This window comes from Pedobacter sp. GW821-FHT01D05, assembly GCF_059422505.1.
The window spans coordinates 1,906,755-1,919,217 of record NZ_JBWKXA010000001.1 but is presented as its reverse complement, the minus strand read 5'-3'; the positions used below and the strand labels follow the sequence as shown (position 1 = coordinate 1,919,217).

The following is a 12,463-nucleotide window of genomic DNA, read 5'->3' as shown; positions in this document are numbered from 1 at the left end:
CAATAAATATTAAATAACACAAATGGAACGTAGAGATTTTATCAAAAATGGTGCATTTACGGCTGCTGGTTTAACCATCCTGCCAACCGGAAGTTTATTTGCATCATCAGACAGTGGAAAAGTAAGAGTAGGTTATATCGGTGTGGGTGCACGTGGTATGAGCCATATTTCTGAAGGTGCCTTAAGAGACGATGTAGAAATTGTTGCAATTTGTGATACCCAGGAAAGTTCACTTAAAATCTGCCGTAATTTTATTGCCAAAAAAGGCAGACCTGCAGCAACAGAGTATACCGGTGGCTTAGATGCTTATAAAAAACTTTTAGACCGTAAAGATATTGATGCCGTAATTATTGCAACACCATGGCAGTTTCACCGCGACCAGGCAGTTGATGCCATGAAAGCTGGTAAATATGTAGGTTGCGAGGTAATTGCAGGTTTAAGTGTTCAAGATCACTGGGATATTGTAAACACTTCTGAAAAAACAGGCATGCCTTACATGACCTTAGAAAACGTTTGTTACCGTAGAGATGTAATGGCGGCGTTAAATATGGTTAGACAAGGTCTTTTTGGCGAATTGGTGCACCTTGAAGGTGGTTACCAGCATAACTTAAGAAACGTACTTTTTAATAACGGTAAAGATTATTATGGCGGTGGGGTAGAGTACGGGCCAAAAGCATTGAGCGAGGCACAATGGCGTACACAGTTCAACATCGATCAGGATGGCGATTTATATCCAACCCATGGTGTTGGCCCTTTAATGCAATACGCTAACATTAACAGGGGAAACAGCTTTACCAGCCTGGTATCGTTCAGTTCTAAAGCAAGAGGTTTGGCTGCTTACGTAGAAGAAATGTCGCCGGGCCACCCTAACGCTAAAATTAACTATAAAAATGGTGATGTTACCACTACGCTGATCAACTGTGCAAACGGTGAAACCGTAATGTTAAGTCACGATACCCACTTGCCCAGACCATATTCTATCGGTTTCAGGGTACAGGGAACAAAAGGTCTATGGATGGATGTAAACAAATCAGTGCACATCGAACATAAATCGAAAGATCATGCCTGGGATAAAGCTGATGAATGGTTTGCTAAATACGACCACCCGCTTTGGAAAAAATATGAGGCAGAAGCTGTAGGCGCCGGTCACGGTGGTATGGATTGGTTTGTATTTAATGGATTTATCCAGGCGGTAAAACAGAAAAAACAAACGCCTATTGATGTATATGATTCAGTTACAATGAGTGTAATTATGCCACTTTCTACCAAATCGTTAAAAGAAGGAAATATGCCACAAAAATTCCCTGATTTTACAAAAGGAAAATGGAAAGATCGAAAAAATACTTTCGCTTTAGACGATAGCGGCTTTTAGTCTCGATTGCGGGTATTGCTTATGGCTTGCCCGCATATTTTAATACGCAACTTTATTCAGGTTGAACAAATGGTTTGCCTGAAACTATTTTTATTCAAATATATATTAACATCTTATGTTTCAAGCAGTTTTAGGTGCTTATGGACTTAACGCAGAAAAATTTAAAATTGAACCTTTCGGCTCGGGCTTAATTAACCATACCTGGAAAGTTTACGATGAGGGATTAGCCTATATCTTGCAAGAGGTAAATACGGAGGTTTTTCGACAGCCTCAAAATATTGCTCAGAATATTGAGACAATAAAAAAATATCTTGATCAAACAGCCCCTAAATATTTATTTGTTGCCCCAATTGCGGCTACAAATGGAGATGATTTTGTGGTAATCGACGATCATTTTTACAGGATTTTTCCATTTGTGGAAAATTCTTGCGCTATTGATTTTGTACATGAGCCTGAGCAGGCTTACCACGCTGCTAAGCAGTTTGGTAAATTTACCAGGATGCTTTGTGCCTTCAATGTACAAAAATTAAAACCCACTATTGAAGATTTTCATAACCTGCCTTTACGTGTAGAGCAGTTTAAAAAAGCTTTAGAACAAGCTGGCGATGAAAGGATTAACGAGGCAAAGTTTGCTATAGAAGAGATAATCAGACATTACAATATAGAAGAGCAGTATGTACACATGGTAGATAGTGGTGCACTTAATTTACGTGTTGTACACCACGATACCAAAATTAGCAATGTACTGTTACAGGCCGAAACTGGGGTAGGCTTATGTGTAATCGATTTAGATACCGTAATGCCCGGATACTTTATCAGCGATGTGGGCGATATGATGCGTACCTATCTCTCAGAGGCCAATGAAGAGGAAAAAGATTTTAGTAAAATAGCCATTAGAGAAGATGTTTTTGCCGCAATACATAAAGGTTATATGGAAGAAATGGACCAGGTTTTGGCCTTTACCGAAAAACAGTTCTTTATTTATTCGGGTAAATTTATGATTTACATGCAAGCAGTAAGGTTTATAGCCGATTTCTTAAACGGCGATATTTATTATAAAACAAATTATCCTGAGCACAACCTGGTGAGGGGCTTAAATCAGATCGATTTATTAAATAAGTACGTCGCCAAAGAATCGAAATTTGAAGAGATTATCAAGAAAATTAATGAAAATAGAGTAAACGACGCTAAAATAATATTAAACTAATAAGGTAAAGGCAAGGTGTTCAGTTTTTATGCTTCATCGTTTGGGCTGGACATTCCTCTTACCTTTTTTATGGTCGTTTCTTATTCCCCGTTACCCTTAGGGTGGATACTCCTGTTAGCTAGCGCGCAAACGTTTGATAAAGGCAATAATAGCATTATTTGCTTTTTGCTGTTAAGAAAAGGATTTACTTTATTCAGATGGCCTGTTCCTTGCCCAGGGTTTCAAAGCAATCGCTTGTTTCTTCAGCGCAAACAGCCTCCACAGTATTGATTTTAAATACCCAATATTTCATTAGCGGATAGTTAAAGCCATAAGAAACAATACTATCAATTAAAAGCCTGCCGAGTTTATAATCGAGATTTAAACTTCGGTGCAATAAGTAGGTGCCAGCTGATTTTAGTGAAATACTCCCCAAAACCACAGTAAAAAACCGGATTAGCTGTCCGCTTGTCGAACTGCAATAACCATCGTTGCTTTTAAATGCCCAAAAACGGTTAATGCAAAAGTTAACCATCCCACCCATGGTGCCAGAAATCAAGATCGAAATGGTAAAGTGGATATGAAGCCATTCGGTTAGTAGGATCATTAATCCATAATCGGTAACGCCACCAGAAAAAGCCGATACCTGTGCTTTGAGGAAAAGTTTAACAGATGCCCAGGTCATTATAGCTTCTCCTCCTCATCTTTAGCGTCGCCCGCTTTCAAAAGTTTAAACGTATCGATAATATTGATCACCAACAGCAGCGATACCATAGCAATTGCGAAATAAGTAATGGCACCGGTAAATAAGGTTTCGGCAATTAAGATAAGCGAAATAATTACGCGTAATTCTGTGGGGCCTAAATGGCCGGAATCAATTTGGTAAAAGCCTGTAATTTTATAACGCAGTTGAGAAATAATCATCGACCAACCGTACAATACCACAAAAAGAAATGCGAAAATCTGTGTGTTACCATCAGCGTAATAATAATAGCCCAAACCGATCAGGATAATGCTGAGCCAATCCATCACAATATCAAGCGCAAAGCCATACCATTTCCGTGGGATTTTACGAAAGTACGCCAACCGGCCATCGAGCGAATCGCCAAGCCAGTTGATCATAAAACCAAAAATTCCGATCAGCAAATAACTTTTCGCATAAAAACCAGCCAAAATAAAGCTTAAAAACACAATCAGCGATCCGAACATGCCAATCCCTGTCATCATATTGGGCGTAATCCACTTAGGAACCCTTTGAAGCAAAAATAAGATCAATCCCTGTTCGCCTTTTCTTAAAATATTTGTCCTTTCGCGGTCTGCAAATACCCTTTTGCCATCTAAATGGTCTTCTTTTAGTTTAATAATAGCCTCCAATTTAAGTGCCGATCAAAATTGCGCCAAAGAGAATAGCTGTTTCTGCTCGGTAAAATTTTAAACTGATCTTCTTCGGAATACCTTTAGAATAATCAGCCATTCGCTTTAGCTTCCCCGATCTGACCAGGTAAGTAAACAATAGGGCAAATAACATAAATTTATTTTACAATTCCGGCGAAGCGCTGATAAAATACTGTTGGACTATTCTCATTTTTTGGGGCATATTTACCTGCGATGATGGGTACGTAAATTACACGCCTTCTGCTTTCCTCGCCTCGAATGGCCGATTCTGCCACCCTGTGCCACAGTCTTCCATCATGGATGGTTAAATCTCCTGCTTCTGGCAATATCGATACCTCTTCAGCATCAGGTTTATTATCCAGGAAATATTTTTTGCGAAAGAGCATTTGGTAAATACTTTGTTTATGGGTGCCAGGGATAATTTTTAATCCACCATTTTCAGGCTTTAAGGTACTTAGGTGAATGCCTACATTTAGCATCGGGTTAAGTTTAGTGCCGTAGAAAATATCTCTTAAACCATCCGTATGCCAGCCCATTTTACTGAATTTGCTTTCTGGTCCGTTAATGTAATGGTTAAACACCATACCATCTTTTTCTTCAGTACCTAAACGTGCGCCATCGCCAGCCAATTGAAGCAATGCGTTAAAGCGTGGATCCAATAAGAGGCCACTTAGCGTTTGATGCTGTTGATTAATAAAAGCAAACCGTTGCACAATTGCTGAACCATCAAGATCTTTTCCGTATTTAATTGGTACGCCGTTTATTTTTTTAATATCTTCCTGTATCCATTTTTGTTCTACTTGTTTAGAAGCGTCGATAATGGAAGAAACTGTTTCGGGTTTGATGAAATTCTTGAAATGGATAAACCCATTTGTATTAAAAAAATCAAGCTGTTCTTGTGTTAATTTTTCAGATAAGGTAAAGGTTGGATACGATGTGGCCATGTGTAAAAATTTAAAAGATTTAGGAAAAAGATAAATTGGAGGTAGAGTTATGCGCAGCAACAGCACATTCGCATGGGCGAGTGGTTCGGTACTGGAGGAAAATAAAACGTGTTTGTTTTATTCGACATAGTCTATAGAATTAGTAGTATTTAATACAAACCTAACATATTTTTAATATTCCAAAGAATTTTATTTGAAATTTTTTAAAATATTTTTTTTTGGAGGGAGTTGCGGTAGGGTAGAGCTGTGCAAATAAAGGCTATTGGATTTTTTTATCCGTGGTGTTGGATGTTCCCATCCGACACTTATACATCGACAAGAATAATTCATGGAAATGAGGGTATACGATCAGTCAGATGGTAACATCTGACTGCACAACCCTCGAGGTGTTAAATATCCGTAGTTTTGGATGTTCCCATCCGACACTTAGCTTTATTTTAAATGAAATAGATCTTCTGTATTTGGAGCGCAATTGCAGTAGTAATAGGTTATTTTGTTCCCGTTTTCCGCTTATACGCTTCGCTTCGTCGTGCCTCCTTGCTGCAGGGTAGCACTGCACCCGGGGCTAGATGGCAAAAGTTACGGCTATTTTTAAGGTTTTATGGTGCACTAACCTCTGTTCCTAAACCTGATTGACGGGAAAAGCTCCCGATTTTTCATCGGGACTTGTACCAAAAGCAGGACTGCAAACCGCCAAGAATAACTGCCCTTTCCTTTCCAAACAACCAATAGTATTATATCCGTGGTGTTGGATGTTACCATCCCACACTCATGCATCAACTATGATAATTCATAGAAACATCTGACTACACATAGAACTAAGTCTTATAAATCCCCGCGGCCATTTTTTCGATAAATCCCTTTGGCAGGATCCTGTTGGCATAAACACTGATGATATTGGTAAAACCAGGAATAATTTCAGATTTTTTGGCAAACATTCCTTTTAACGCGATTTCAGCCACCTCATCAGGCCTCATGTTAAACTTTTCAGCCATTTTATTAAAGGCATCTAGTCCGGCCCGGTGGGCAAAACCAGTATCAACAGGGCCTGGACTCAAGCAACTTACAGAAACCGGGCCATCTTTAAGCTCGAACCTCAAAGCCCTCGTAAAAGATAAAATAAAAGCTTTAGTTGCCGAATAAATGGCCAAGGTTGGCACCGCCTGGTAGGCTGCAGTGCTGCAAACGTTAAGTATATAAGCTTTTTTTTCTGTTGAAAGGATTGGAAGCAATAAATGGCACAATGAAGTTACCGTAGTCATGTTCAACTGACACATTTCTAACTGGGCACCTAAATCCAGTTCTTCAAATTTCCCCCATAATCCATAACCTGCATTATTAATCAGGATATTAATGGCGTAATTCTTTTCTGTTATCCAATTGTATACTGCTTTTGGAGCTTGAGCCTGACTAAGGTCGATTGACAAGATATCTACTTCAACACTATATTGGTTTTTGATCTCCGTTTGTAAAGCGCTTAATTCACCACCTGAACGGGCAATAAGCAACAAGTTGATTTTTCTCCTGGCCAGCGCAATGGCCATAGATTTTCCAATACCTTTACTGGCTCCGGTTATCAGTGCGTACTTCATCTTTGTTTCCAACATTTTTTTTACTACAAACGGTTTAACGCAAATATCAGATAAATTAAATCTTATGACTTATTTATTTTAAAATCATGAATGATTAAACACCATGTAGGTATCTTTTTTGAGTTATTATTTTTAACAAGTCTAAATAATGCTAGCTTTGCCGAAATTTAAAAATTGCATGAAACTCCAATACATAAAATTTTTCGCCGCTGCGCTTATTCTGTTATCCACAATTCCCCTCTTTGCGCAAACAGGAAAGGGCACACTTACTGGACAAGTTGTCGATTCGTTAGGGAACAGCATACCGTTTGCCAACATACAGGTTAAAAAACAAAATCTTAAAACCACATCAGGTAAAAACGGTGCATTTAAGTTAACGGATGTTCCGGCAGGAAACCAACAGATCAGGATTTCGATAACTGGTTACGATCAATTGGAACAGGCTGTATCGGTTACTGCAAACGATACAGTTCAGGTAATTTTTGTTTTAAAAGAGCAGCGCTCAGAACTTAACGATGTAATTGTTTCGGCAAGTAGACGACCTGAATCTTTGTCGCAAACACCATCTTCTGTAACGGTGCTTACAGCAAAGGAATTAAATACACAATCTACAATTAGTCCGAATTTAGCCAATATACTATCTTACAGCGTACCTGGATTGGGTTTTTCTACCAACCAAACGGGTAACTCTGGTCAAACTTTGCGCGGTAGAAATGTTTTGGTATTAATTGACGGTATTCCGCAATCTACTCCATTAAGGGCAGGAGGAAGGGATATCCGCAGTATCGATCCTTCGGTTATAGAACGTGTTGAAGTTATTAAAGGTGCTACTGCCATTTATGGTAATGGTGCAGAAGGAGGTTTGATTAATTACATTACTAAAAAAGCAGATAAAGGAAAATCATTCGGAGGTTATTCTCAAGCCGGAATTACAGGAAACTTAAAAGGCGATAGCACCATAGGCTACCGCTTTTCGCAACAGCTTTACGGCAAAACAGGTAAGTTCGATTATCTGGTAAGTGGTATGTTCGAAAAAACTGGTGTTTTTCGCGATGCTGAAGGCCTGGTGATTTCTCCTGAGTATGGTTTAGGTGAGACTAAATCTTACAATGGTTTTGTAAAACTGGGATATAACTTTACTCCAAAACAGCGTTTACAGGTGATGTATAATTATTTCAGCTCCAGGCAGCATTCTAAATACCTAACCAAAGATGGGGTTTACGGTCAATCGCCGGCCATTGGTATTTATGGAAAAAGACTGGGTGAAGATGAAGGAACAAGATTTAACCATAATGCTAATTTACAATACACCAATCAGCAGATTTTCGGTAAAACAGATTTAACGGCCAATATATATTACCAGGATTTTTATACCATTTATTCCAACTCAGCATCATTTTTCGGCAGTGGCCAATCGGCTATTACCTCAACCAAAAAAGGCGCAAGGGTAAACCTGAACACACCTTTTAATATTACAGATCAGGTACCAATGCAATTGAACTATGGTTTGGATTTAATGAACGATAAAACTGCTCAAAGCTTAACAGATGGCCGTTTGTGGGTGCCTAATATGAATATGGTGAACTTTGCACCTTACTTACAGGCTTCTGCAACTTTCATTAATGATTTAACCATAAAGGGAGGCTTAAGGGTAGAAAATATAAACATTGATGTTGACGACTTTAATACCCTGGCTACCGGTGCAAACGGTGCAGGAAGTATAGCGGTGCAGGGCGGTAAATTAAATTATAATGCTTTAGTATTTAATGCTGGCGCACGTTATTCGAAATTCAAGTTTTTTAACCCTTTTATCAGTTATGCGCAGTCGTTCTCTGTGTTCGAGCTAGGTAGGGTACTAAGGGCCGCAAAAAGCAATACTTTATCGCAGTTAGAAACTAAACCAATTATTGTAAACAATTACGAAGCTGGTTTTAGCAGTACCGTAGGTAAACTGAATTTTAGTGCTGCTTATTATTACAGTACGTCTAAACTGGGTGCCAATCTTTTAGAAGTTAATGGAACTTACATCTCTCAGCGTATTCCAGAGCGTGTATATGGATTTGAAATCCAGGCAGATTATCAGGTTCTACTCGATTTGAGCATCGGTGGTAACTATGCACAGGTAGAAGGGAAAGGCGATGTAGATAATGATGGCAATTTTAACGGAGAGAAAGATGTATATTTAAACACAACCCGTATCCCACCATCAAAAACCACTGTTTACCTTAAATATTCAGGTATTAAAAACTTAAGTTTAGATGTAAACTGGATGCGTGTTGGAAATCGCGACCGCTTCAAAACCAATGCGGCAGGTAAATATTTAATTGGCGAAGGTCCGGTAAAAGCCTTCAACTTATTTAATGTTGCAGCTGTATATCAGGTTACACAGCCTTTAAAACTATCGGTAGGTCTAGAGAATTTATTGAATAAAGTTTATTATCCTGCCATTTCTCAGTTTTATGGCAGCAATGTAAATTATGTAAGAGGGAATGGACGCAGATTTAACCTATCGCTAGGTTACGCTTTTTAGGCAATGAAGAACAGGAATTTTAAAAATACCATCAGGAACATTCATCTCTGGCTCGGCCTGGTTACTGGCCTGGTCGTATTTATTATTAGTGTAACTGGTGCGCTGTATATTTTTGAAGAAGAAATCAGAGATTTTACACAAAAAGATTTCCGTTACGTAGAACTTCAACAGAAGCCTTTTGTAGGTTTGGATCATATCATTTCAAATTTCGAAAAGTTATCATCCAAAGATCAGTTAAGGCTAATCAGAATTGAAGATGGATTTTCAAATGCAACAGTAGAAATTACCACTAAAAAGGGGATTGTTTACTATTTTAATCCTTACAATGCCGCCTTGGTAAAAAAAGGTGGCGAAGATTGGCTTCAGGTTGTAGAGCACATCCATACCTCCCTGTTGCTAGGAAAAACAGGAAAGTTCATCATGCAATGGTCGGTGGTTATTTTCGTGATCATGCTGATTACGGGACTGGTACTCTGGTTTCCTGGTCAAATGCGGTTATTAAAACAATCTTTAACGATTAAAAGAAAAGCCTCGTTTAAACGATTAAATTACGATCTACACAACGTATTGGGCTTTTATGCATCAGTTGTGCTATTGGTTACTGCTTTGAGTGGTTTGTACTTTGCTTTTAAAGAGGTGAAAAATGCGGCTAGCTTTTTTACCGGGAGCAAATTGGGGCAAGGCAAAGCCATCGTTTTAACCAAACCCACACACATCGATCCCGTACCTGTACGTTACAATAAAATTTATACTGAAGCTAAAATTAAATACCCTGGTGCTATTTCCACTAGTTTTTCGCTGCGTGGTAAAGGTGAACTGCGATTAAGGATGATTTATCCCTATCGTTGGGCACGCAACCAGAATACCTTTTTTTATGAGGAAGCTACCGGCACAATGACCAGGGCTAAACTGTATAAAGATTTTAACGGGGCTGATTTAATAGAAGCCACCAATTACGATCTGCACACAGGCAGGCTTTTAGGATTGCCGAATAAAATTCTTTCTTTTTTAGCGGCTTTGGTTGCAGCGAGTTTGCCGGTTACAGGTTTTATCATCTGGTGGAAGAAAAGGAAAAAGCCCAGGAAAGCTAAACCTATTCTTACCTCAAATTAAATCGAAATCGCAGTGAAACCAGTTCTGTATTAAAACCTGAAGTCATTTATTAAGCTGCTCTGCATATGCTTTAAGCTGGTTCAGCCCCGATTGACAGAATTCCTGTTGCATGGTTAAATCAAGGTTTGGAACGGGTTCAAAGATTTCGGTAAGCGTAACCGGGTTATTTCCTGTAAAAGTGATCAGGCTTTTCCGCTTGTCGTCTAGTGTATAAGCAATTCGCTCATGCTCAATAATTTCGGTGTAAGTTCCGCGAAAATCAAAATTTTCGGTTCCGTCTTTTTTGGCCATAACGTATAAAAAACCACTTCCTACTTCCAGGTTATTTTCAATTTTCTCATTGATCCATTCGTCTGATGGAGCATTCCATTTAATGATGTGCTCGGGTTCATTCCAGATTTTCCAAACCAGGCTAATTGGCTGGTTTATTTCAACGCTGGCAGTTAAAACATTCTTGTTCATATAGGCTAAATTATGTCTAAATTAACTGTTCTAGGCCTACTTTTAGGTGGCCATTGAAGACAAATTCAGAGGTGATTTGGGTAATTTATTGATGTGCAATATTTTTCGATTAAGCCTTAACATAAAATAACATTCCGCTGGGTTGTAAGAGCAGTAATATTTTTATTGTTTTTCTTTCAATAAAGTCCTTAATCTATATTTTAGTTGCATGATGCACTTGATGGTCCAATTTGAGGAAATTAAACCTAAATGAGGATTTAATTGGCCTTATAATTGTTAAGAATGAAATCTTTTGCTTTTCCTAAGCATTATGTTTTTCCAAAAATAAATAGTCAGAAATGTCAGATAAACCAAACTATGATGCAGAATTCTGCGGAAATTTACCAATTCACCACATTAATTCCATTCAAGATTATGGATATTTAATCGTATTGGATAATAAAACCTTGGATATTATACAAATCAGCGAAAACTTAAGTACAATTACCAATGAGGCACCAGCACAGATGATAAATAAACATTTATCATTATGGTTTAGCCAACAAGACATAGATAATATTATTAAACTGATTAAAGGAGATGCGAAAGACAGAATTCCAGTTAATCTGACATTTAAAAATGATGATGAAAAAATGCAATTCAATGGTTTGGTCCACATTAAGAATGACTATACCTTATTGGAAATAGAAACTGCTTTAACGGATGGCCAGAAAAGTTTTTCAGACGTTTTTCAGGAAGTACGGCAGTTTATTTCGGCCATGGAGAGTGCCTCAACACTGGAGGAAGTGTGTAATGTTGCCATTAAGCAACTACGTCAGATTTCAGGTTTCGATGGAGTAAGGATGTATCAGTTCGATTCTGCCTGGAACGGGACAGTAATTGCCGAGGAAATTTCAGGGGCATTGGAAAGTTATCTTGGGCAAACTTTTCCGGCTTCTGACGTACCTAAACAAGCAAGGGCACTTTACCTTAAAAATCCTTTCAGGCTTATTTCTAACCGTGCATATAAACCTGTTAGATTGTATCCGGTTATCAATCCTTTAACCAACGCCTTTATCGATCTATCTGATTGTAATTTACGCGGTGTTGCAGCGGTACACCTGGAATACATGCAGAATATGAACGTCAGTGCATCAATGTCTATCAGGGTATTGCATCACGACAAACTCTGGGGGCTAATTTCATGTCATCATATTGAACCAAAACATCCGAATGTAGATATGCGCTATCTTTTCGAATGGCTTTCGGTAGAAATTTCCAATCGCATCACGGCCATATTAAGCCAGGAAGATTATCAGCAGTCTGCTTTTAGACTTGAAAAACGAACTATAATAACCGATCTTATTTATTCGAAAGATGATATTGTCGAAGGCTTGCTTGAAGATGAAAACTTAAATATTCTTTCTTTGTTTAATGCAGGCGGAGTGGTAGTGAAGATGGGTAACAGAATCGAATCACGTGGAGATGTACCTGATAAAAGTGAAGTATATAACCTGATGTTATGGCTTGAGGGAAAAGAAACTGAAAAGGTGTATGCCAGCGATCATTTGAGTGGGGGGTATGAGGAAGCGAAAGCATATGAAAAATTTGGAAGCGGGATTTTGGTTATCCCGATTGATGGTAGGAACGGCGATTATATCATCTGTTTCAGGCCTGAAGTAATACAGCAGATCAAATGGGGCGGCGATCCTGAGCAGGTGATCAAATTTGATAAAGATGGTAAAAACTATCACCCGAGAAATTCGTTTAAGCTTTGGCTACAAACCGTTTATGGACAGTCGTTGCCTTGGAGCAATAATGAACTGGAAATAGCCGAATCTTTAAGGAATTTTATATTTGAATTTAGAACAAAGCAACTTTACAATTAGC

General features: G+C 38.5%; 10 protein-coding genes. 5 read left to right on the top strand and 5 right to left on the bottom strand.

The annotated features are described in order from the left end of the window. The first annotated feature begins 22 nt into the window (after positions 1-22). Together AC07VK_RS07765 and AC07VK_RS07760 are read left to right on the top strand one after the other, a co-directional pair. Positions 23-1,372, top strand: a complete 1,350-nt coding sequence (locus tag AC07VK_RS07765) for a Gfo/Idh/MocA family protein (protein WP_057934514.1) — start codon at positions 23-25, stop codon at positions 1,370-1,372. A gap of 115 nt (positions 1,373-1,487) precedes the next feature. Beyond that, on the top strand, positions 1,488-2,579 hold the full coding sequence (locus tag AC07VK_RS07760; protein ID WP_492951973.1) for a phosphotransferase enzyme family protein: 1,092 nt from the start codon (positions 1,488-1,490) through the stop codon (positions 2,577-2,579). 193 nt (positions 2,580-2,772) lie between these two features. Here AC07VK_RS07760 and AC07VK_RS07755 read toward each other — a convergent pair whose 3' ends face one another. The 4 genes from AC07VK_RS07755 to AC07VK_RS07740 form a co-directional block, all read right to left on the bottom strand. Continuing rightward, positions 2,773-3,243: a GtrA family protein gene (locus tag AC07VK_RS07755; RefSeq protein ID WP_492959487.1), complete on the bottom strand. Its 471-nt coding sequence runs from the start codon at positions 3,241-3,243 to the stop codon at positions 2,773-2,775. Then, positions 3,243-3,932, bottom strand: coding sequence for a CDP-alcohol phosphatidyltransferase family protein (locus AC07VK_RS07750; RefSeq protein ID WP_492951975.1), 690 nt, complete (start codon positions 3,930-3,932; stop codon positions 3,243-3,245). The genes AC07VK_RS07755 and AC07VK_RS07750 overlap by 1 nt, the downstream gene beginning before the upstream one ends. 158 nt (positions 3,933-4,090) lie before the next feature. After that, positions 4,091-4,897 carry a phytanoyl-CoA dioxygenase family protein gene (locus tag AC07VK_RS07745; RefSeq protein WP_492959485.1) on the bottom strand — a complete coding sequence of 269 codons (807 nt, stop codon included), beginning with the start codon at positions 4,895-4,897 and terminating at the stop codon, positions 4,091-4,093. Between the two features lie 818 nt (positions 4,898-5,715). Next, positions 5,716-6,489, bottom strand: a complete 774-nt coding sequence (locus tag AC07VK_RS07740) for an SDR family NAD(P)-dependent oxidoreductase (RefSeq protein WP_492959483.1) — start codon at positions 6,487-6,489, stop codon at positions 5,716-5,718. Between the two features lie 178 nt (positions 6,490-6,667). Here AC07VK_RS07740 and AC07VK_RS07735 point away from each other — a divergent pair, with 178 nt between their 5' ends. Both AC07VK_RS07735 and AC07VK_RS07730 read left to right on the top strand, forming a co-directional pair. Beyond that, the gene (locus tag AC07VK_RS07735; protein ID WP_492959481.1) at positions 6,668-9,019 is read left to right on the top strand and encodes a TonB-dependent receptor; all 2,352 of its coding nucleotides are present in this window, start codon (positions 6,668-6,670) and stop codon (positions 9,017-9,019) included. Positions 9,020-9,022: 3 nt separating this feature from the next. Continuing rightward, positions 9,023-10,132, top strand: a complete 1,110-nt coding sequence (locus tag AC07VK_RS07730; protein WP_492959479.1) for a PepSY-associated TM helix domain-containing protein — start codon at positions 9,023-9,025, stop codon at positions 10,130-10,132. 42 nt (positions 10,133-10,174) lie between these two features. Here the strand turns inward: AC07VK_RS07730 and AC07VK_RS07725 are convergent, their stop codons facing one another. Further along, the gene (locus AC07VK_RS07725) at positions 10,175-10,594 is read right to left on the bottom strand and encodes an SRPBCC domain-containing protein (RefSeq protein WP_492951980.1); all 420 of its coding nucleotides are present in this window, start codon (positions 10,592-10,594) and stop codon (positions 10,175-10,177) included. 338 nt (positions 10,595-10,932) lie between these two features. On the opposite strand from AC07VK_RS07725, the gene AC07VK_RS07720 reads away from it, so the two are divergent. After that, complete coding sequence (locus AC07VK_RS07720) at positions 10,933-12,462, top strand: GAF domain-containing protein (protein WP_492959477.1); 1,530 nt, start codon at positions 10,933-10,935, stop codon at positions 12,460-12,462. The last annotated feature ends 1 nt before the right edge of the window (position 12,463 follow it).